We start from the raw sequence: 21,565 nt of genomic DNA, 5'->3' as shown, positions 1-21,565 counted from the left end.
ATGAGTTGAAAGGCTTACTACTTGTAGGCATCAATGGTCTTAATCGTACCGTCTGGATTGTAGGTCAGCTCGGTCACTTTTACATTACGGAGGTGGGTCTTTCCGGAAAGCTGCACATCGTGGTAAAATAAATACCACTTGCCTCCCACTTGCACGATAGAGTGGTGATTCGTCCATCCAAGAACGGGTTTCAGCACTACGCCTTTATAGGTAAATGGACCGTACGGATTGTCGCCGATGGCATAACAAAGGTTATGCGTGTCACCCGTCGAATAGGAGAAGTAGTACTTGCCGTTGTACTTGTGGAGCCAGGCTGCTTCGAAAAACCGTTTGTCGTTGTCCTTTTCCAGAAACGGTTTTCCGTTCGCATCCAGAATCTGCACCTCCCGAACCGGCTCGTCGAAGGATTTCATGTCGGCGCTCAACCGGGCAATGCGGGGTAGGTACGCGACCTCATCTTTCTGTTTCAACGCGCCTTTCGGGTCGTACTGATTACCACTCCAGCGCTGCAACTGCCCGCCCCAAATGCCGCCAAAGTACAGATACGCCTTGCCATCAGTATCCTGGAAGACGGTGGGGTCGATACTGTAGCTACCCTTTATTGGCTCCGGTTCGGCCTTAAACGGTCCAGTCGGACTTTTGCTGGTCGCTACACCGATGCGAAAAATATCCTGCTTGTCTTTAACCGGAAAATAAAGGTAATATATACCATTTTTGACCGTAGCATCGGGTGCCCACAGCTGACGACCCGCCCAGGGAATATCTTTCAGGTCGAGGGCTACGCCGTTGTCTTTGACGGGGCCACCAATCTTATCCATCGACAATACGTGGTAGTCGCGCATGGCAAAATGCCCGCCTTCATCATCCTCTTTGACGTCCTTCGCATCAATGTCGTGCGAAGGGTAAATATAAATTTTACCGTTGAATACATGAGCCGATGGGTCAGCCGTGTAGATATGCGATACCAAGGGCTGTGAAATCGGTGTTTTACCACCGCTGGTTTGCGCAAGGGTGGTCAGCGAGCAACCGGTTAAGGCTGTCAGGACTACTGTTGTGTATAGGCGTTTCATCAGATTTCGTTACGTTAACTCAGGCTTGACTGAGTATTAGTTGAAAAGAAATGGAATAGAAAAACAATTTAAACAAACATAACTCACTGAAAATTAATTTTTTAACGCAATCACCTTCTCAAAAGCGGGCTTGGGCTGATTCTTACGGTCAAATAGCAGCGGGTAACTGGTACGACCGCGAATGGGCCAGTTGTTTAGCCAGCTGTCGGCATCGTTAACACCCCAGAACGTGACACGGGTGACTTTATCTTTGTGTTTCAAAAACAGCCTGAACAGATTCTCATAATCGGCAGCCAGTTGATTTTGAACACTGTCGGGTAAGGCTTCAGGGTAGGGATTCGATTGGGCATTAGCGGTCATTCGTTGGCCCACATCGGCACCCTGAAAGTTTCGGGGCAGTACTTCAATGTCCAGTTCGGTAAACATGACTTTGACCCCCAATGCGGCATATTGAAGGATGCTTTCTTCAATGTCTTTAAACGGCACTTTGCCCACGTGCCAGTGGCCCTGAATACCAACGCCATCGATACGTACCCCGGCAGCCTTTATCTTTTTGATCAGCGCCATACAGCCAGCGCGTTTGGCGGGCTGTTCATTGTTATAGTCATTGTAGTACAACTCCGTTTTGGGAGCCGCCTGCTGGGCCAGACGGAACGCTTCCGTTACGAAGTCATCACCCAGGTATTGCAGAAATACGGATTTCCGCATTGTTCCGTCTTCGTTGAGCGCTTCATTGACAACGTCCCACGAAAGCACCTTTCCATCGTAACGCCCGGCAACTGTTTTGATGTGATCGGTAAAGAACGTTCGAATCGAATCGGCATTCTTAATCCCCCGAATGAATGATGGTAACTGACTATGCCAGATCAGCGTATGGCCGTTGATCTTGATATTGTGCTTCTTCCCAAAGACAATCAGTTTATCGGCCATCTCGAAATTATACGTGTCCCACTTTGGATGGATCAGTGCCGATTTCATGATATTTTCGGGCGTGGCCATGTTGAACTGGCTTGCAATAAAGGCTGTCGTGGCCGGGTCCCGTTCGTCGATTTGGGCGTTGTTCATCGCTGTTCCAATGCCGAAATCCTTTTTGAAGGTGTCTTTCAACGATGGTATTTTTTGGGCTGAAGCGGCATTCGGCAGGGACAGGCTTGATAGGACCAGTGCAGCTGCACCAGTGGTAAGAATGTATTTTTTCAGAAGCATACGCTATGTGATTTTTGAGTTGAGTGAATCTTGGTTGCGTATTTACCCCACCCCAACCCCTCCCCTAAAAAAAGGGGAGGGGTTGGGGTGGGGTAGTTAATTTACTTAAAAATCTCCTGCGAATACTGGAACAAATCGTGCCGCCAGACGGGCCATGTGTGCCCACCGGCATATTCGCTGTACTGGTACTTGACACCCATCTCATCGAACTTTTTCATCATCACCTGGCAGTTCTGATACGCGATATCTTCCTTGCCACCCATCGAAATCCACAGCGGTTTCAGGTTGGTATTGATGGCAGCCGCGTTGGTCTTCATAAACGCATACTGCGGGTCGGTCAGCGCGGGATTGTTGGCGAACCAGCCCGAGCTAAACACGCCCAGCGACGAGAACATGTTGTTGTTTTTGATACCCGCGTATAGTGTCTGCAACCCACCCATCGACAGGCCTGCGAGTGCCCGATGTTTCGCGTCGGTCTCGACCCGGAAATTACTTTCCACGAAGGGAATAGCCCCCAGCTTTAACTCGTTCTCAAACGCCTTCAGTACGTTCTCGTTGAAACCCGCCAGTCCACCGGCGCTTACGTTTCCGTCGAGCATGGCAATGATCATGGGTTTGGCTTTACCCTCGGCGATCAGGTTATCCAGAATCATGTCCGTTTTGCCCTGCGTCGACCAGCCGCGCTGATCTTCGCCCCCACCGTGTAACAGGTACAGCACCGGGTACTTGTCGGTCAATTTTTCATAGCCGGGTGGCGTGTAGACGTACATTTCGCGCCAGCTATTGGTAGCCTTTGAGAGGTAGCGTTTGATACGTATATCGCCGTGAGGCACGTCCTTTATCGCGTAAAAGGCCCCGTTTTTATCCGGAATTTCAATCCCGCTGGCCATGCGGCTCATACCGTAAAACGATTCGCTGGCCGGATCGGCAATGGCTACCCCGTCAATTAGCAGGGAGTAATAATGAAAGCCCCGGCTGATGGAATCGGTGGTGGCAGTCCAGAAACCGGCCGTGTCTTTCACCATGTCGTACTTCTTTCCCAAATCTACCTGCACTTTCTGCGCTTCGGGGGCTTTTACGCGAAATACAACGCGGTTGTCGGGCAGAATTTGCGGGTACTTCGCGTTACGGATGTTGGTCGAAGCGGGTGTTCCCAGAATGCTGTATTTCGTCAGCGACGCCACATCGACGGGCTTGAACAGGAACTGCGAGAACATGTACAATCCGTTTTTCCAGACCTTAAAATCGTGCCCGCCCGGCTCTACGTAATAGATGTGCGGCACGTCGTTCTGGTAAAGATAGTCGTGGGTACGTTTGCTGAACGATATCAAACCGTCGGCGTCACCGCACGAAATCCAGAGCAGTTTCAGTTGCTTTTTGGCATCGGCGGGGTTAGGCACTAGTTCCTGCGGGGTTCTAGTATTCGGGGCCGACGAGAAACCACCCACCCAGGCGAATTTGTCCAGATTCCCTAACCCAAAATTAAGCGACTGACCGCCCCCCATCGACAGGCCGGCAATGGCGCGGTGCTCGCGGTCGGTCAGCGTTGGGTACTTCTTTTCGACAAACGGAATCAGGTCATTCAGCAGGTCTTTCTCGAACGTAGCAAAGGCTTCGACTTTGTCCTTCTCAAATACGTTGCCGATGGCCCGGTCGTCTTTCATGGCGCGGCCGTTGGGCATCACCACAATCATCGGTTCCAGTTTATTTTCGGCGTACAGATTATCCAGCATGACCTGTGGTTGGCCGCCGTTCAGCCATTCTTTTTCATCGCCCCCAATGCCGTGAAGCAGATACAGAACGGGATATTTTTTCTTTTTCGAATAACCGGGCGGGGTATAAATCAACGCTTTCCGGGTGGTACCAACCGTCTTCGACGGATACGCAACCGAGTCGAGCTTACCGGTGGCAATGCCCGAACGTACCTGATCGAAGCCTTTCGGGGCTTCTTTCTCAATTTTCTGCGCGTAGCTGCTACTGCAAAAAATGCCGAGAGCCATCGCTAGTATAAGGAGTCGTTTCATAGTTTTAATGCTGGCTGACGGCCCAGCGGGCCGTCAATCGTGGGTTTATTTCTTAAAGATCAAGCCCGCATACTGCCGGAGCGAGCGACGCCAGGTTTGCCACTCGTGCAACGTACCCGGCGACTCGTAATACACGTGCCTGATGCCCGCTTTCTCAAGCCCTTCATGGAAGCCTTTCACGCCGGTGTACATCCGCTCCGGTTCTTTGGTGCCGATGCTCACATACACTAGTTTCATCTTCTTGTTGAACGCGTCGGGGTCGGCCCAGGCACCGTCGTAAAGCTCTTTGATGTCGGTACCGGGTTGCAAACGCCCCGCTCCGCTGAACCCACCGATGTAGGCAAACTTGTCGAGGTTGGTCATCGTGGTCTGGAAGGTCTGAAAACCGCCCATCGACAGCCCCGCCATCGCCCGGTTGTCGCGATCGGTCAGCGTCCGGAATGATTTGTCGATCATTGGAATAACCTCTTTTACCAGTAGCTCAGGAAACACGTTGGCGGACATGCCGCCAGTTGCGCTGACGGGTTTGGTAGGGTCGGTGGCGTAGCCGCGTTCCATTACCACGATCATCGGCGTTGCTTTGCCTTCGGCGATCAGGTTGTCGAGAATCATATCCATCTTACCCTGCGTTGGCCAGCCGGTTTCGTCTTCGCCCGAGCCGTGTTGCAGGTACAATACGGGGTAGCGTTTCTTCGGATTTTCGTCGTAGCCGGGGGGCGTGTATACATTGGCCCGGCGCCAGGCTTTAGTCATGTCGGAATAATAATTGACGGAACGTACCTGACCATGCGGCACGTTTTTGGGCTGATAATACTCCATGTCCTTGTCCGGAATATCGATCCCGCTGGCCATGCGCCCCATACCGTAAAACGTCTGACTCGCCGGGTCACAAATGGCCATGCCATCGGCAATGAGCGAGTAATAATGAAAGCCCTCACCGACGGGCTCCGTCGTGACCGTCCAGAAGCCGCTGGTATCTTTCACCATGTCGTACTTTTTCATCAGGTCAATTTGCATCTTGCGTGCGTCCGGGGCTTTCACGCGAAACACCACCCGATTATCAGGCAGTATCTGCGGGTATTTCTGCCCCGGAATGTTTGTCGAGGCCGGTACGCCAGTGGTTTGAGCCAGGGCTGGCACCGTCAGGGTTATTGCCCCGATGAGTAATGCGATTAATGGTTTCATGGTAAAGGCTTAGGAATTACTGAGGGATTTATTTCGATTGTAGCTTAATCATCTGGTATTTACCACTCAAGTGCATCAAGCTGAACACATACAGCAGCCCATCGTAGTACGGGTCGAAATAGCCATCCTCGAAGGGTTCCAGTTTGGCATTCCACAAAACATGCACAAAATCGAGGCTGTTCTTTTCCTTGTTGATCAGCGACAGCGTAGCGGCCGTTGAGACCAGCCCAATCGAGTGCCGGAGTTTTTTCACCGGTCCGGCCTGAAGAATAAATTCGGGCCGTGAGCCATCAAGGTTAAACTGGTCCTCGTAGGTGTCCATGCCTTTCGAGCGCAGGAAACCCTGGAATCGTTTGGCGTAGTCTTCCTGCCAGGCTTTGTCCTTGCCCGACCAGGTGTAATCCATGGCGATGTTCATCGGCACCCGCCACGAATCGTAGCGAAACGCCGAGGGCGACCAGCGGGTATCGTGCGGTTTGCCGCTGAACTCGGTATAGTCGGCATTGAGGCCCGTTACCGGGTGACAGGCCCGGTGCAGAAACACCCGCGACGTATCGGCGCACTCCTTATAAAATGCTTCGTGACCGTCTTTGGCATACAGCACCCAGGCATCGTAAAAAGCGGGCAGGTGATACGAGGGGTCGGTCCATTTGTAGTTGTTGCCTTCCGGAACAAACGAAATCTGTTTGGCATCGGTGTTGATGAGGTTGTAGATGTTACCGGTACCGTCTTTCTTCCACATCGCATCCAGAATCCGGCGGGCTTCGCCGTAATAATTGATGCCCGTATTGTTGCCCCATTTATTGGCCGCAAACAACAGACTGGTGACGTAATACAACTCGCCATCCGAAGCCGATCCTTCCGAATTTTTCTTCATCGTTTGCGGATTGATGCTCCAGGCGAAATACGCTTCCCGTGGTCCGCTCTGATGCTGCAAATACTTTTTAGACCACCGCCAGATGCGGTCGAACACGTCTTTTTTATCGAGTTGAACGGCCACCATCATGCCATACGAAAGACCCTCAGTCCGGGCGTCTTTGTTCTTTACGTCCGACACATACGCCATCGTATCGCCCACTTCAAAATAGACTTTGTTCGGCCCTTCAAACACGTCGTGGTACGCTTTCGCCAATTTCGCGTCGATGTCGGCCTGTTTGTAGCCCGCTTCGCGGAATAGGTTCCGATAGTTGGGGGATGGAGACGCTGTAGTTGTCTGGCTCTTCTTTTTCTGAGCCAAAACTCCTTGGGCGGTCATCAAACAAATACCTGTAAGCAAGGGCAGCAACCAGCGACTTCCCAACAACATGCTGTGTATCAATCTCTTTCTCATTTTTCTAGCCTATTACTTAAATAGCAACGGAGCCATCTCGTGCAGACTCCGACGCCACGTCAGGAATTCGTGTGCTGTGTTTTCCGACACATAGGAGACGGCATTGTAACCGGCCCCTTTCAGGTCGGTGGCCGACTTCTTCACACCATCGGGCCGTTCTTTGCTTCCGCAGCTAATGAACACAAGCTTTGGTTTTGCCTTGCCGTTGAGGTCTTCCGGCGCGTAGACCCCACCGCTCAGCAGGCCGTAGTAACCAAACACCTCAGGCTTGTTGAGGGTAATCATTTTGGTTTCCATACCGCCCATCGAGAGGCCTGCCATCGCCCGATTGTCACGGTTAGCCATCGTGCGAAAGTTGGCATCCACATAGGGAATCAACTCATCGGTCAGCACCGTCTGAAAAGGGTCGATCTTGAACTCCCTTATCTTACCAAACTTCACTTCGTTGGTCATGCCGTAGGTCATCACGATGATGAACGGCTTGGTTTTTCCTTCGGCAATCAGGTTATCCATGATCAGGTTGGCGTGCCCCTGATTACTCCAGGCCGTTTCGTCTTCGCCCCAACCGTGTTGCAGGTATAGAACCGGGTACTTTTTCGACTTGTCTTTCTCATAACCCGGGGGCGTATACACAAACGCCCGACGTGGTGTACCCGTGCTTTTCGAGGGGAACAGCACCTGCTGCACATGGCCGTGGGGTACGTCTTTTAAGGTATAGAACTCCTGATCGTGGGCCGGTATTTCGATGCCACTTTCCCAGCGGACGGACCCGTAGTAATTCTTGGCACCGGGGTCGTTGAATTTACCACCGTCGATCGTTACGTTGTAATAATGAAACCCTTCGTCCATTGGCCCCGCCGTAGTACCGGTCCAGAAACCATCGGCTCCCTTGGTAAGAATGGTACCTCCCCGGCCACCCAGTCCCAAACTTACCCTGACACTATCGGCTTTGGGTGCATTGATCCGGAATCGGGCGTAGCCCTGCGAGTTTACCTGCGGGTATTCCTGCCCCGGCTGATTCAATGAGGAGGGTTTGAAATCTTCCGCAAACGCCGTAGCTGTTTGCGAATAACTGCTTACGCTGATCATCGTGGCTACCACGAAGGCAGCTAAAGTTCTAGTAATCATCTAATTATTGAGTTATGTTAGGAAATTCAAACGGGTTGAATACATCATATTCTCGGTCTGTGAGGACACAGACCGAGGATACGGTTGGGGATAAGGGCTCAGGGTTCTATTTAAAAAGCTGTGGCAACGTATTGGCCAGGTATAGTTTGCAGTTCATCCAGGTATGTCCGCCCGGCACAATGAGCGGTTTGACGTTGATTTTCTTCTCGGTAAACATCGCAATGTTCTGCTTCACCGGCTCGTACAGAAAGTCTTCCGTACCGACGCTGACGGTGAATAGCTTCAACTGCTTGTTCATCTGCTCCACATTAGGCGACCAGTTGGCGAAGTTCGCTTTAAACTCGTCGGTGGCCGTGTAGGGCGCATAGGAGCACACATAAGCAAACTTATCGGGATTGGTCAGGCCGATGTTGAGCGTTTGCCCGCCACCCACCGAAAAACCCGCTACGGCCCGGCCTTTGCTGTCGGCGATGACCGGGTAATTAGCCTCCACAAACGGGACAATGTCGTTCACCATATCTTTAGTAAAATCGGGCATGGGAGCGGGGCGAACATTACCATAGGGCATCACAATCAGCATCGGTTTGGCTTTCCCCTGCGCGATCAGGTTGTCGGCAATCAGGTTGGCGCGGCCCACTTTCGTCCAGGTTTCTTCGGTGTCGGAGCCGCCGTGAATCAGGTACAGCACCGGGTATTTCGTTTTGCCGTTGGGGTTGAAACCCGGTGGCGTGTACACCAGCAATTGCCGCGTCGTGCCTAACGAACCTGACTTGTAATACCGGTAGCTGATCTTGCCGTGGGGTACGTTCTGGAGCGAATGCACCAGCGGCTGATCGCCGGGTACATCGACGATGCTGCGTTTGAAGCGTTCGTTGGCGAAGATGTACGTGTTACTCGGGTCGGCGATTGACACACTATCGACCATAAAGCTATACGGATAGATGTCGGGCTTAACCGGGGGCACTGTCACGCTCCAGATGCCCGACGTGTCTTTGGTCATGGCGACCGGCACCTTTAGAAACTCGCCGGAAACCATCACCCTTTTCGCGTTGCGGGAGAAGTACCGGAACGTGATGCTGTGGTCGGGATGAACATCGGGCGAACTGATGGCGGGCGGGCGTTGCTGGGCTGCACCCGTAACGCCCGAAACGACAACAGCCAGCAGAATAGATAGAATACGTTTCATGGTCGGTTGGGTTTATGGTTGGAACAGCAGTGGCGTGGTAGCGGCAACGTACGTTTTCACGTTCATCCAGGTATGGCCCCCGTCGGTAATCAGGCTTTTGTAATTCACCTTTTTGGCCTTTAGATAGTCCATAAACTCCACCGTGCCTTTGTAGAGAAAATCATCACTGCCGACGCTCACCCAGAGCAGTTTCAGTTGTTTGTTGGTCTGGTCGGGTTTAGTCAAAATCTGACTGAAGTTGCCATCCATCTCCTGGGGCGACAGGTACGAGCTGTAGGCGCACACGTACGCAAACTTGTCCATGTTGCTGAATGCTGCCCGGAGCGTTTGCCCGCCCCCGCGCGAAAATCCGCCAATAGCCCGGTTCTCCCGGTTGGGAATAGCCCGGTAGTTCTTCTCGACGTACGGAATGACGTTGCTCACCAGATCGGTTGTAAAATCGTTGGCCCGTTTCACCGCATCGGCTCCGTCCCGAACGGTCGGGTCGGCGGGTTTGGTCCCCCCTTTTTGCTCGGCTACACGGGCCGCAATGTTGCCGTAAGGCATCACAATGATCATCGGCTTAACCTTGCCTTCGGCCAGTAGATTATCCAGAATCAGGTTGGTTTTGCCAACTTTAAAGAAGGTCTCTTCCGTATCCGTTGTACCGCTGATCAGGTAATAAACGGGGTACTTCTTCGACGGCGACTGGTCGTAACCCGGTGGTGTATACACGACCACCGAGCCCGTTGTCCCTTCCATCGACGGGTAATATTCGTAGCTGATCGACCCGTGGGGTACGTCCTTCATGGCATGGACGAAGGGCGCGTCACCGGGTACGTCGACAAGGCTGGCTTTGAACCGCTCGTTGGGGAAGAATGCTACGTTGGCCGGGTCCATGACGGATATACCATCAACGCGAAAGTTGTAGGGGTAAATGTCCGGTTTGACCGGGCCGACCGTAACGCTCCAGATACCCTGCGCATCTCTGGTCATGGGTACGGGCGCTTTCTCAAATTGCGCGCTCAATTCCACCGCTTTAGCCTGCGGAGCCTGATACCGGAACGTAACGGTCTTGTCGGCGTTTACCTGGGGCGACACCACCAGCGGGCCGCGTGGCGGCTGGGCCCAAACTATATTCGACAGGGCTAATAAGCCAGCGAATAGTAAAAGTTTAAATATTATTTTCATTGACTTTAAAAGGTTTAAGTGGTTCATTTTTAAGCCTCTTTACCCCCAACCCCCTGAAGGGGCTTAGTCCAAATGTGAGCAAAGCCCCCTTCAGGGGGTTGGGGGTAAAGAGGCTCACTGGGTAACGATGTCAATTTCCGCGTAGCCAGATGCAGAACCCTCCTGCGTGTTTTTCAGGGCGCTGAGTTTGATGTATCGGGCTTTGGTTGGCTCAAACGATTTGGTTTGCCAGACCGGACTGTTTTTGATATTCGAAAACTCGCCTTCGCTGACCCGTTTCCAGTTGGCGTTATCGGCGGAAACTTCAAACTGATAGTGAGTAATGATACTGGCCTCTTCCCACCAGTTCTGGGCGGGTAAGTACCGGAATCCGACCAATGTTTCTTCCTTACCCAAATCGATGACCAGGTCGGCGGGCATCGTCAGGGACGCCTGCCGCTGGCTTTTGGGTTGGTGCCATGACGTACCCGGATTTCCATCCAGCGCCTGATAGGCCGACTTCGCATCGGTACTCACAACTTTCCAGTTGCTACGGGCAATGTCGAATTTTTCTTCACTGACCACGCTACTTTGCTTCGTAAACGGATTACAGGCAATCGCCTTTAAGTCAACTTTGCCGTTGTTGGTTTTTACGGGAGCCGTATACTTACTGGATGATGCCGTTGGCATACTCCCGTCGAGGGTGTAGTATACCTCCGATTCGGCATCACCCGGTTTGATTTGAATATCCCCGGCCTGATTGCGGGTGACGATCGGGGGCGTTAAGATCAGGGGAGCTTTGTACACTTCCAGATTCGAGATCAACGGGCTGCCTTTGGCGTCCAGAATCGTCAGGCGCAGTTGCGTGGCTTCGACGGTTGGGAACCGGAGAATGCGCTTGTAGCCAATGGTCGTTTCTTTGGCGATCTCTTTCCAGTTTCCATCGACCAAAGCCTCAACCGTGAACGATTTGACCCGCTGCCCTAACCGAATGGGTTCCTGTACCAGAAATCGATTGAACGCCGTGGGTTTAGCAAATTGAAGCGTCAGTGATGCGTTCCGAATGTTATCATCCGTAGCCCAGTAACTGTCCAGGTCGGCATCAATGGCTTTACCGGCATCATACGCTGCGCTTTTACTGCGTACCTGCGGAGCCGTCGCTTTCGCATTTCTAGCCAGATTCACGGCAAATGCTTCTTTCGTCGCGTTGGCAAAGGCCTGTACGGCCTTTTCATCTAACTCGTTAATCAGGCCATTCGGCATGATCGGAAAATTGAGCAGCAGCGTAGCGTTCCGACCAATGGAATTGTAATAAATATCCATCAGTTGAGGTAACGTTTTTACTTTTCTGTCCTCCCGCTCGTGGTAAAACCATTCGGGCCGGATGGACGTGTTTACTTCACCGGGAACCCAGGCATTGCCGTTTTCGACGCCGTGGCGCAATTGCTCCTCCGCCACATCGCCCGTTGCATTCAACAAACTCCAGTTGGTTTCGCCCACGTACCCGGCTTCGGTACCCACCCAGCGCAGGTCGGCCCGGTCGCCACCGTCGTTCCAGATGACGATGTTGGGTTGGAGTTTCCGCACGAGTTTATAGGTATCGAGCCAGTCGTAATACGTTTTTGAGTCAATTTTACGAGTTTCATTAGCCCCGCCATAATAGCCCGAACCACCGTTAGCCCCATCGAACCAGATCTCAAAAATGTCACCGTAGTTGGTCAGCAGTTCCGTTAACTGGTTGCGGAAATAGGTGATGTATTCAGGCTTTCCGTAGTCGGCATGGTTCCGGTCCCATGGCGACAGGTACACGCCGAATTTCAGGCCATATTCTTTGCAGGCATCAGCCAATTCGCGCACGATGTCGGCTTTCCCATTGCGCCAGGGCACATTTTTTACGGAGTAGTCGGTGTATTTCGAGGGCCAGAGGCAGAAACCACTATGGTGTTTAGCCGTAAAAATGATGCCTTTCATCCCAGCCTCCTTACAAATCCGCGCCCATTGCCGACAATCCATTTTGGTGGGATTAAACAGCTTCGGGTCTTCGTTGCCCAGTCCCCAGGCCATGTCGGTATAGGTGTTGATCGAAAAATGGATGAAGGCATAATATTCCATTTTTTGCCATCGCAACTGGTTCTCGCTGGGCAGCGGGCCAACGGGTTGGGGCGGTGTTGGCTGAGCAAATCCGGCAAGACTTGTCAGTAGAAAAAAGGCCGATCGAAAGAGTAAGGTCTTTGGCATAAGTAGGCTTATTTAGTGAGCCAGTTATTCGCTTTCATCCAGGCAAACAGTGGGTCAATCCAGCCGGGATGCCGGAAAATAAAACCGTGGTCGCCTTTTGGGTAGATGTGCATCTCGACAGGTACTTTCTGACGTCGGAGCTTCTCAAAAAACACGATACTGTTATCGACATCGACCAGCTTGTCGTCGGCCGCGTGGGTTAGGTAGGTCGGGGGCGTGTTGGCTTGTACCTGTAGCTCGTTGGAAAATAGATCGATGTCCTGGCGCGACGGGTTTTTGCCTAATAGGTTATCGCGTGAGCCGCCATGCGTCAGGCTATCCTGCATGCTGATCACCGGGTAAATCAGGATCTGGAAATCGGGCCGCAGACTGGTGTTGCTGGTGTTATCGACGTACGCTTTCTCAAAGTGCGTAGCTGCCGTTGAGGCTAGATGTCCACCCGCCGAGAAGCCCATAATGCCTACTTTACTAGCGTCGATGCCCCATTTAGCAGCATTCTCGCGCACCAGTTTGATGGCCTGCTGCGCATCCTGCAATGGGCCGATTTTCTTATCAGGCATGATCGCGTCACTGGGCAAACGATATTTCAACACAAAAGCAGCGACGCCTTTTTCCGCCATTGCCTTAGCTATATTGATGCCCTCGCCCTGGTACACTACTACGCCGTAGCCACCACCGGGAATGATGATCACAGCTGCCCCAGACGCCTTGCCAGTGGCGGGTTTGAAATATTCCAGCGTGGGTTTTGTTGTGCCCTTCAACACACCCGATTCTGCCCCCGTTTCCTGCACATCCGATGCTTTTGAATTGGGAACCGGGCCGGCGTATAACGGAATGATTTCCTGCGCCTGGGTGGCGTACGAGGCAAGCCATAATAGACCCAGTAACAGTGTTTTGGTTGTTATTTTTACGCCTTTCAACCGGGCGCTATCAGACGAAATCGACAAACTAAAACGCTTCATAGTGGTATGCCTTTAATTTGTCGCCATCGGTTTATGCCCCAGCAATGACAGCATTTGCGTAGCATACCGTTTGCCTAACTCCCGGTAACCGGCGGCATTGAAGTGTAGATTATCGGCCGAGTCGGTGCAGCCTGCCGATGAAATTACGTGCGCATTTTTGATCGTTTGTGGTAACGTAGCAATGATTTTGTTCATACTCGCGCAGATGCCACCCTGATCGGCGTTAACCGTTTCGCCCGCCAGCAACGGCACTTTTCTGGGTTTCAGATTCAGGTCGTGCATCAGGTTGTCGTACACCACCTTCACCTTTTGGGTCCACAGCGTATCGTTGGTATTCGACTCGCCCTGATGCAGCAGAATGCCTTTGATAACACCATCTTTCTGTGCCAGTTTCGCCATCTCGACCAGCCGGGCATATGGGTTTCCGTTGTATTGGCTAATGAAATTTTTCATCCAGCCCGGCACCGTCGTGACGTACGACTCGTAGTGGTCATTGTCGAATAGCTCGATTTTACAGCCACCAATGGACACGTTGATCACGCCCACCCGGACTTTTTCGGGAAGATTGGCCACCAGTTCACGACCAAAATAATCAGCGGGAGTTAGCCCCGTTTTACAACGGCACAAGGGTGGAATGGCCGTGTACCATTGGCCCATTTTTCGATTCAGATCGGGGCAGTCTACAGCCTCCATCACCTGAAAACGGGGGTTTATATTAACCGTATCCTGCGGTTCTATTTTGGCGTTTCCCTCCATATTGGATTGCCCGAAACAGAGGTAAATGTGGAAGTTCTTGTCCTGAGAAAAGGCACTTAAGCTCAACAGGAGCAGATACGCGATGGAAAAAACCTTTATGTGAATGTTCATTGAAGTTGGTGTTTAGGCTTAATTTGACGGCTATTAACTTCTTTTTCGTGCAGTCAATCGGTTAGCATTCAATTGTCTGTTTTGTCCAGGTTGGGCCTTTGATAAAAAACGACCGTCTTTGAAATACACGGGTTCGAAACCCATCTGGGGCGTCTTTTCCCAGGCCTCAAACGTCTGGCTGTAAGGATAGGGCCGCTTTTCATACATGAAATAGTGGCATGAACTCCAGAGCTGCCCGTCGGGGCCTTCAAACAGGGCGTTGCGGCCGGTGTCCTGATAGGAGTCTTCGGTGTCCTCGAATTTCAGATGATCGTAGCCGCCACCCTTCGCCAGTTCGGGGCGGTAGCCTTTTTTGCGGGTGCTGAAAATGGGTTCGGGCGACACCAGTTCCCACGGACCTAATGGCGTTTTCGATTTCAATAGTCCCACTTCGTACCCACGCGTCCAGGTCGAGAAAAACATGAAGTAGGTCCCTTCTTTCTTGATCACAAACGGCCCTTCGATGCCACCCACCATCCACTCGGGCCAACCGGGCTGTTTTTTATCGAGGAATTTCTGAATCGGCGTGGTCAGCTTGCCCGACTTCAGATCTATTTTGGCCTGAAAAAGGCCGCCACCGCTGCGATACAAGTACGTTTGCCCATCTTCATCCTCGAACAGTGTCGCGTCGTTATTGTATTGGTTCATCAATGGCCCGTTCATGAGACTGCCAGAGCCAGTCACCTTATCCGCCGAAAACAACCAGACGCTGTGCGTTTTCATGCCTTTCGGATCGTCGGCGGTCACTTTCCCGTTGTTAACTGTCAGCCAGTATTTGTTCTGGATAAAGTGAATTTCGGGCGCCCGGGACCTACCATTGTACGGGCTATTGAGGGGGAGTTTTTTCGCGTCGATCAGAAAGGAATGTTGCTTCCAGTGAATTAGATCGTCGGATTCCAGCAACCGCACCTCCGGATTATGTCCCGTCAAGACCAACTCGGACGTACCAACGCAATACCATTTATTATCCACCTTGATAATAAAGTGGTCGCGCATCGAAATAGCCGTGTCGCGGGTGATAGGGTTAGTATAGATGAAGCTATGTTTAGGGACCGCTGCCGATTGGGTGGTGGCCTGTATCGGAGCCAGACAAGAAGATGCAAGCAGCCACAAAGCCGCATTTTGCATAAATGTCAACCCTTGAAATAACCGCTTCATCACTTTGTTGTAGTTGAATTGGTAATTCGGAAATAATCGAAGTCGGCAAACCCACCTACGTTCTGGCTCGCGTAGTTGAACAGCCCAAACCGGTAGCCCATAAAATGCGGAATGGTGTAAGGCATCTTCAGCGGTTCGCCAATCGGTGTCCAGGATTTACCATCCAGGCTGTAAAAGAAATGAGCGGTGTCTGCGCGATCCCGGAAATCACACGCTGCTTTTAGATAGATCGTCTTCTGACTCAACGGAACACGCTGTACCTCCACCGGTTTTCCCGAACTGGCGCTGACCATGACAATCGATCTTGCGCCATTTTCGACCTTCACGCCGACCAGTCCGTAATTCTTCTGCAACAGACTCAGTCCCGCAAAGTCACCCTCTTTCAGATTCGATACGTCCAGCGCCGTCGAGCCTGAGCATTCGGGACCAATGGTACGTTGGGTCAGTGTGTTACGGGCCAGTACAAACGACGTATCGGTACGCCCGGTTTTAAGCCTCAGAAAACCTTTCCGTTCCGTAACCGACCAGAGGTTATTGTCGGGGTTGTGGTTCCATTGCCATACCAGAGGCAACGCAGCCTCCCCTTTTTTGCGGGTGAACTCGTCGGAAGCAACAATGCCGGGAATCAAGCCTTTACTGGCCGGAAGGGTAAGCGTTTCAGAGACTCTGCCATTGACACCTAGTACCGGCCAGTCACCTTCCCAGTTGACCGGCACCAGATATGGTATCCGACCCACCCCGCCGAAATCACGAAATAGATATGCGTACCATTTGCCATCGGGCGTATCGATAAGCCCGCCCTGTGCTACGCCCAAATCCTGTAATGCTACCCGGCCTTCCCAGGGACCAGTTAATTTGTCGGCGCGGTGAATGACCACCGTTCGCATCCCCCCTTTGGGCCAGGTAATGTTAAAGAGGTAATACTTACTCTTCACCTTGAACAGTTGCGAACCTTCGGCCGGGAGGCCGCCCGACGTTCCCGAGGGCGTACTGGCATTTTCGATTAAGGTTTGTTCGGTAGTGCCTGGCTTTACGCCCGATGCATCAGCGGTAAGTTCGACAAGTCGGAGTTTGCCCGCCCCATAAATCAGGTACACACGACCGTCGTCATCAAAAAACAGGCTATGATCGTGGTAAGCAGGTTTGAATGAGACCTCCTGCCACGGTCCTTTTTCAATGTCTTTTGTGGTGTAGATGTAAGTTTTCCCTGTCGTCTGAGCAAATGTGGTCACGTAGTACGTACCGTTGTGGAAACGCAGGCTACTGGCCCATGAACCTCGGCCGTAGGTGCTTTTGCCGTTGGTCAGATTCAGTGCATCGATAGTTGCCAACGTATCATACGCATATCCAACCAATTGCCAGTTAACTAGGTCTTTCGATTTCATGATCGGCAATCCCGGACTTAAATGCATGGTGGTGCTGCTCATGTAATACGTATCACCGGCACGAATCATGGCCATATCAGGCACGTCGGCAAAAATGATCGGATTCCGGGCGGTCTGACCCACCGCTGCTACGTATCTGAGCAGTAACCCAATTGCCAGCAGACTGTATCGGAACAAGGTGGTTTTCATCTAAAGGTAAAGAAGCGGATGAGTGAAATTAAATTGCTTGCCTTGGCTATTGGAGCGGGCCGATTAGCTCAATGAATGTACCATCGGGGTCCTGCACGAAGACAAAGTGCGATTTCGCATTCAACGGGGTGGGTGTACTGCCCAGAAACGGCACTTTCATCTGCGTCAGCCGGTCAATGACAGGTTGAAGGGCTTTTACATTGATGGTGATGTACTGCATGCCCGTGTCGTCCTGAATATTTTTGGGCGTCGGATGGGAGCCTTTTTTGCCGAAACTCATCAACTTCCAGTCGGTGGCTTCAGGGCTGTTTTCGAGTTTCAGGATCGTTACGTTCACCGGCACGCCATTTGTGAGGCCCGAGCGTTTGCCAAAATCTTCGTTGATCGTGAAGCTGCCCGTTTTGACCATGCCAATCCCATTTACGTAAAAATTCAGTGAACGTTCGAGGTCGGCGACAACCACCCCAACGCCAATTGTTTTGTTAGTGAAGTTGGATTGAGCATAGGTGCTTAACCCGCTCACAAGCACTAATAGTGTTATTCGGACACATTTATAGATAGTCATCATCCTTATTTCTTATTAAAAAGAATTATTCATTAACGCGTTAAAATTTTGGTTTAATTAAAGCGGGGGGCTTGTAGTCCATAAAAGCATGCATGTTTACGTAATTACCCGTCTGGTTTTTATCTGGCAATGGGCAGGTGATGTACGAACATCTTTACTGAATTCGGTACGCTTATTTTTTATACATCGGGTCATCGCCCTGATATTTCAGATAATGGAAAGAGGCTATGCTGGTGGTTGGCTCGCCCGATGATGTAGCATACATGCCATATAGGCAGCCGATAAAGCCGCCCGCTACTTTCGTGCTCAGAAATTTGCCGTCTACCTTGTCTTTCAGCGACATCCAGGTTTTTGAATCAGTGGAGTAATCGAAATTATAGCTATCCCCCTGCGAGCTAATACGCAGGCCTACTTTATCGACTTTTGCCTCCAGTGGTATTTCGTTCAGCAGTTCCATGGTCTTCTCTTTGGGAACGCTCTTGTAAAGTTGAAGCACATCTTTATCCTGCGCCTTCGATTTGCACAAGAAGTAGAAATGACCCTCATCCTGTAAAATCACGAAACCCGCTTTCTCTTTCTCGGATTTCGGTGTAAAAACCAGCTCGGTTTCGGCCGTGCTGTACAGGTGTTGCTGACGTTTCCCGATAAAAGAAGGATTGCCCATTTCCATGATGGTTTCAGGTTTCAATTTCAGCGTCAGCCCCTCCTTCTTCGACAGTGAATACGAACTTTTGTCAATTGTCCGCATGAACAAGAGCGCCGGATCAAGCTCTTTTTCGAAAGTCAGCGTATAACCGAAATTACCCGATTGCGGCAGCGCTCCCTTTTGTTTAGCTTCTTTACTATTGGTTGTATAGCTATACGCAATTGCCTTCTCGCCATGCTCGATCATGGGCCAGTCGTCTTTCCAGGTTACGGGCGCAATAAACGTTTCACGACCAGTGTTGTAATAATCACCTTCGTAAGGTCTTACCGCCAGAAAAATGCAGTACATCTTTCCATCCGGCCCATCCACAAATTGAGCATGACCCGCCGACGTAATGGCGTCTTTCCGATCGGCAGGCAACTCACGCTGCGTCAAGATCGGATTACCGGCAAACGGTACATACGGTCCCCAAACCTCTTTGCTACGTAATATAACTTCGGAGTGGTTGACCGACGTACCTCCCTCGGCCGCGTAGAGGTAGTACCAGCCGTTACGTTTCATAATGTGCGGGCCTTCAATCCAGACCGGCTTTTTAGACAGATCGACACCTCCGTTAACGAGTTGCTTTTCTTCACCAATAACCGTCAGTTTCGCTGGATCGAACTCATACATGCGGATCGTTCGGTGCCCCGAATACAAGGGTTTACGGTCGGGGGCGTCGCTGTTGTAAAGAATATAGGCTTTGCCAGCCTCTTCATCGAAATAAATGGATGGGTCAATGCCGCGTACCTGCGGAAGCTTCACAGGATTGCTCCACGGCCCGGCGGGATTTTTGGCCGTAACAACGAAGTTTCCGTCGTGATCGATGTCGGTGCAGGTCACGTAGTACGTCCCTTTGTAATAACTAATGGCTGGTGCAAAAAGGCCTCGGGTCAGTCGTTCGCCCATGAAATCCAGTTGTTCAGGGCGGTCAATGACGTTTCCGATTTGCTTCCAGTTTTTCAGGTCTTTGCTGTGCATGACCGGGATACCCGGAAAATAGGAAAAGGTCGAATTGATCAGGTAATAATCTGACCCCACCTTCACGATACTTGGGTCAGGATAGAAGCCGGTCAGGATGGGGTTGACCAACGTGGTCTGAGCCGATAGAGTATGGCTCAATACAAAGCAAATTGCCGAAATAACAGGAAAGAAAAGGTATTTTCTCATAGGGGTTATAGTAGATTACTGTAATTCGTTTGGCAATATTTTCGAACTGCCTGCCGGAACCGACTGAGACGGGGAAAATTAGCTGCTGTATTGCCCGGGTTGGTTTGCCAGATGCCATTTTATAAAACCAGACCAATGTCCCTGATCATTTCCAGGAAGACATTGGTCGGTTATAAATAGGGACACTACGTTATTGCCAGGGTTAATAACCAGGATTTTGTGGGAACTTGGGGCCCTCAACAACCCGGTCAATTTGCGTTTGCGGAATAGGACGTAGCATATGGTAATCCTGAATGTAGGGGGCCGCTTCCTGATTCCAGGCTTTTACACGACGAACCAGCGACCGGGTACGGACCAGATCATGCCACCGTTGCCATTCGCCAAAGAGCTCGCGAGACCGCTCATCCAGAATAAAGTCAACCGTTACGTCGGCTGCTGTAATGGCCATGGCCGTTGCTGCGGCAGTATTTTGAGCGGCTGTATTGGTTTTGCGGTAAGCAGCCCGTTGTCTAACCGTATTCAACATGGCAGCTGCTTTGGTAGCATCGCCTGCTTTCAGGTAGGCTTCGGCACCCGTCAGATATACGTCGGCAAAGCGGTACAACACACAGGGCCGGGTCGAGGGATCGTTGAAGTTGGCACCGCGGCTGGGGTCCATGAATTTCTTCAAGGCCGGAAAAATTCCGTTATCCCATAAGCTGGGTGGTACTACGATTCCCTTGAAGGGACGCGTCCCAATAAATTGTGGCGCACCAGCTACTTCAAAATCAGGCAACCAAACGGCAGTATCCGCTCCAACCACGGTTGTGTAACCGATTCCCCGGCTGTTATTGGCGGTCGTAGGCGTATTGGTAACAGCCGTATTGGCAATGTAAACTGTGTAGAAGGAATTCATAAACCGTGAATCGACAGTCCGGTTCGTAAACGCCTGATCCAGAAAGTAGTTCTTGCCGGCATTCGCCCCTGTCTTCAACTTGTCGCTGTTCGGGCGCATGCGCGTATAGGGACGGCCGTACTGCGAATCCCGGATCATCAGGGACGTTCCGCTGTTAACGTAGGCACCGGTTGCACTTTTGAAGGAGTTGATGCCGCTATTGTTCGGGTAATTCCAGTTTGTAAACCAGGGAGACAGGTTATTGGCAAATCCACCACCTTCGGCAGCGCCTACTTTATAATAGCCATATTTCGGATCGAGCATGTGATCGCTGACAAACATGGTTTCTTTGCCGTAGTCGTTTGCCGGTACAAACGCATCGCCATAATCCTGCCACAAATCGAGCCCGTAGGTTGATTTGTTGGCGATGATGTCGGCGCAAAGGGTAGCTGCCTGCGTAAAATCAGCGGCCGTATTGTTGAGCCAGCCACGGGTAAGATAGGCTTTGGCCAGCAGCAACTGAGCCACCGGTTTCGTGGCGGCTTTTCCCAGGAATGGAGCCGTGGGCTGGTTGGGCAAATCGGCAGCGGCTTCAGTCAGATCTTTGATAATCAACTCATAAACCTGAGCTACCGGTTGGCGGGAGGCTGCCTGAGAGGGTACCGTAATAAATTCAGTACTGAGCGGTACGTCTCCCCAGGTCTGTACCAGATAAAAGTACCAGAACCCACGCAGAAACTTAGCCTGTGCCAGGTATTGCTTGCGGGTAGCCTCCGGCAGATCGATCGTTTGGCCATATTTGAGTACGCCGTTCAGCGTGTTGATGTCCTGAAAGGCTGTGCCCCAGGCCGCACCGAAGTTACTCCCGTTTAGCCCATTATACGTATAGGGCGGCACTCCTCCGCTACTGGCACCCTGGATAAAATCGTCGGTACCAGCCTGCATTTCTACCGTGAAGCCTTCGGTACCCCACTGACCCCGGATGTCGTTGTAGACACCGGCAATGCCACCCAATACGCCAGAGGGACTATTGAAATAGGAAGGGACAATTTGGGACTGCGGGTTCTCCTGTAATATTTTTTCGCAGCCCGTGTTGAGCAATGCGGCAAGGCCAATGATGGACCAGATTTTTATTGTTTTCATGGTTCTATCAAT

At 51.5% G+C, this 21,565-nt stretch carries 16 protein-coding genes; all 16 read right to left on the bottom strand.

The features are described 5' to 3' along the window. Positions 1-17: 17 nt before the first annotated feature. On the bottom strand, positions 18-1,070 hold the full coding sequence (locus BM202_RS05985) for a glycoside hydrolase family 43 protein (RefSeq protein WP_093824013.1): 1,053 nt from the start codon (positions 1,068-1,070) through the stop codon (positions 18-20). 93 nt (positions 1,071-1,163) lie between these two features. After that, complete coding sequence (locus BM202_RS05980; RefSeq protein WP_093824011.1) at positions 1,164-2,276, bottom strand: endo-1,4-beta-xylanase; 1,113 nt, start codon at positions 2,274-2,276, stop codon at positions 1,164-1,166. Positions 2,277-2,377: 101 nt separating this feature from the next. Next, complete coding sequence (locus BM202_RS05975; protein ID WP_093824009.1) at positions 2,378-4,300, bottom strand: alpha/beta hydrolase-fold protein; 1,923 nt, start codon at positions 4,298-4,300, stop codon at positions 2,378-2,380. A gap of 45 nt (positions 4,301-4,345) precedes the next feature. Continuing rightward, a complete protein-coding gene (locus BM202_RS05970) occupies positions 4,346-5,485 on the bottom strand; it encodes an alpha/beta hydrolase-fold protein (RefSeq protein WP_093824007.1) in 1,140 nt (379 codons plus the stop codon). Between the two features lie 28 nt (positions 5,486-5,513). Continuing rightward, positions 5,514-6,740: a family 8 glycosyl hydrolase gene (locus tag BM202_RS05965; protein ID WP_245776539.1), complete on the bottom strand. Its 1,227-nt coding sequence runs from the start codon at positions 6,738-6,740 to the stop codon at positions 5,514-5,516. An 87-nt stretch (positions 6,741-6,827) separates the two neighbouring features. After that, entirely contained in the window at positions 6,828-7,943 is a 1,116-nt protein-coding gene (locus BM202_RS05960; RefSeq protein ID WP_093824003.1) for an alpha/beta hydrolase-fold protein, read from the bottom strand. Positions 7,944-8,049: 106 nt separating this feature from the next. Then, a complete protein-coding gene (locus BM202_RS05955) occupies positions 8,050-9,129 on the bottom strand; it encodes an esterase (RefSeq protein ID WP_093824001.1) in 1,080 nt (359 codons plus the stop codon). A 12-nt stretch (positions 9,130-9,141) separates the two neighbouring features. Continuing rightward, entirely contained in the window at positions 9,142-10,299 is a 1,158-nt protein-coding gene (locus tag BM202_RS05950; protein WP_093823999.1) for an alpha/beta hydrolase, read from the bottom strand. Positions 10,300-10,413: 114 nt separating this feature from the next. Continuing rightward, the gene (locus BM202_RS05945; RefSeq protein WP_093823997.1) at positions 10,414-12,516 is read right to left on the bottom strand and encodes an alpha-L-fucosidase; all 2,103 of its coding nucleotides are present in this window, start codon (positions 12,514-12,516) and stop codon (positions 10,414-10,416) included. Positions 12,517-12,524: 8 nt separating this feature from the next. Beyond that, on the bottom strand, positions 12,525-13,478 hold the full coding sequence (locus BM202_RS05940; RefSeq protein ID WP_093823995.1) for an alpha/beta hydrolase: 954 nt from the start codon (positions 13,476-13,478) through the stop codon (positions 12,525-12,527). 12 nt (positions 13,479-13,490) lie between these two features. Further along, the gene (locus BM202_RS05935) at positions 13,491-14,345 is read right to left on the bottom strand and encodes a sialate O-acetylesterase (protein WP_093823993.1); all 855 of its coding nucleotides are present in this window, start codon (positions 14,343-14,345) and stop codon (positions 13,491-13,493) included. Between the two features lie 33 nt (positions 14,346-14,378). Continuing rightward, positions 14,379-15,542 carry a glycoside hydrolase family 43 protein gene (locus tag BM202_RS05930; RefSeq protein ID WP_093823991.1) on the bottom strand — a complete coding sequence of 388 codons (1,164 nt, stop codon included), beginning with the start codon at positions 15,540-15,542 and terminating at the stop codon, positions 14,379-14,381. Next, positions 15,542-17,116: a glycoside hydrolase family 43 protein gene (locus BM202_RS05925; RefSeq protein WP_093823989.1), complete on the bottom strand. Its 1,575-nt coding sequence runs from the start codon at positions 17,114-17,116 to the stop codon at positions 15,542-15,544. The genes BM202_RS05930 and BM202_RS05925 overlap by 1 nt, the downstream gene beginning before the upstream one ends. Positions 17,117-17,162: 46 nt before the next feature. Then, positions 17,163-17,681 carry a VOC family protein gene (locus BM202_RS05920; protein ID WP_093825132.1) on the bottom strand — a complete coding sequence of 173 codons (519 nt, stop codon included), beginning with the start codon at positions 17,679-17,681 and terminating at the stop codon, positions 17,163-17,165. 172 nt (positions 17,682-17,853) lie between these two features. Further along, on the bottom strand, positions 17,854-19,536 hold the full coding sequence (locus BM202_RS05915; protein WP_093823987.1) for a glycoside hydrolase family 43 protein: 1,683 nt from the start codon (positions 19,534-19,536) through the stop codon (positions 17,854-17,856). Positions 19,537-19,738: 202 nt separating this feature from the next. Beyond that, a complete protein-coding gene (locus BM202_RS05910) occupies positions 19,739-21,553 on the bottom strand; it encodes a RagB/SusD family nutrient uptake outer membrane protein (RefSeq protein ID WP_093823985.1) in 1,815 nt (604 codons plus the stop codon). Positions 21,554-21,565: the final 12 nt, after the last annotated feature.

This window comes from Spirosoma endophyticum (assembly GCF_900112365.1).
Classification (GTDB): domain Bacteria; phylum Bacteroidota; class Bacteroidia; order Cytophagales; family Spirosomataceae; genus Spirosoma; species Spirosoma endophyticum.
Note: the sequence above shows the minus strand (reverse complement) of the source record. Positions and strands in the feature narration are given on the sequence as shown.

What these genes read in the sequence shown, in the direction of transcription:
- BM202_RS05925 (WP_093823989.1), bottom strand. Translation starts at nt 17,116, where the DNA reads ATGAAAACCACCTTGTTCCGATACAGTCTGCTGGCAATTGGGTTACTG.
- BM202_RS05985 (WP_093824013.1), bottom strand. Translation starts at nt 1,070, where the DNA reads ATGAAACGCCTATACACAACAGTAGTCCTGACAGCCTTAACCGGTTGC.
- BM202_RS05945 (WP_093823997.1), bottom strand. Translation starts at nt 12,516, where the DNA reads ATGCCAAAGACCTTACTCTTTCGATCGGCCTTTTTTCTACTGACAAGT.
- BM202_RS05975 (WP_093824009.1), bottom strand. Translation starts at nt 4,300, where the DNA reads ATGAAACGACTCCTTATACTAGCGATGGCTCTCGGCATTTTTTGCAGT.
- BM202_RS05970 (WP_093824007.1), bottom strand. Translation starts at nt 5,485, where the DNA reads ATGAAACCATTAATCGCATTACTCATCGGGGCAATAACCCTGACGGTG.
- BM202_RS05910 (WP_093823985.1), bottom strand. Translation starts at nt 21,553, where the DNA reads ATGAAAACAATAAAAATCTGGTCCATCATTGGCCTTGCCGCATTGCTC.
- BM202_RS05960 (WP_093824003.1), bottom strand. Translation starts at nt 7,943, where the DNA reads ATGATTACTAGAACTTTAGCTGCCTTCGTGGTAGCCACGATGATCAGC.
- BM202_RS05935 (WP_093823993.1), bottom strand. Translation starts at nt 14,345, where the DNA reads ATGAACATTCACATAAAGGTTTTTTCCATCGCGTATCTGCTCCTGTTG.
- BM202_RS05930 (WP_093823991.1), bottom strand. Translation starts at nt 15,542, where the DNA reads ATGAAGCGGTTATTTCAAGGGTTGACATTTATGCAAAATGCGGCTTTG.
- BM202_RS05965 (WP_245776539.1), bottom strand. Translation starts at nt 6,740, where the DNA reads ATGACCGCCCAAGGAGTTTTGGCTCAGAAAAAGAAGAGCCAGACAACT.
- BM202_RS05980 (WP_093824011.1), bottom strand. Translation starts at nt 2,276, where the DNA reads ATGCTTCTGAAAAAATACATTCTTACCACTGGTGCAGCTGCACTGGTC.
- BM202_RS05955 (WP_093824001.1), bottom strand. Translation starts at nt 9,129, where the DNA reads ATGAAACGTATTCTATCTATTCTGCTGGCTGTTGTCGTTTCGGGCGTT.
- BM202_RS05915 (WP_093823987.1), bottom strand. Translation starts at nt 19,536, where the DNA reads ATGAGAAAATACCTTTTCTTTCCTGTTATTTCGGCAATTTGCTTTGTA.
- BM202_RS05950 (WP_093823999.1), bottom strand. Translation starts at nt 10,299, where the DNA reads ATGAAAATAATATTTAAACTTTTACTATTCGCTGGCTTATTAGCCCTG.
- BM202_RS05920 (WP_093825132.1), bottom strand. Translation starts at nt 17,681, where the DNA reads ATGACTATCTATAAATGTGTCCGAATAACACTATTAGTGCTTGTGAGC.
- BM202_RS05940 (WP_093823995.1), bottom strand. Translation starts at nt 13,478, where the DNA reads ATGAAGCGTTTTAGTTTGTCGATTTCGTCTGATAGCGCCCGGTTGAAA.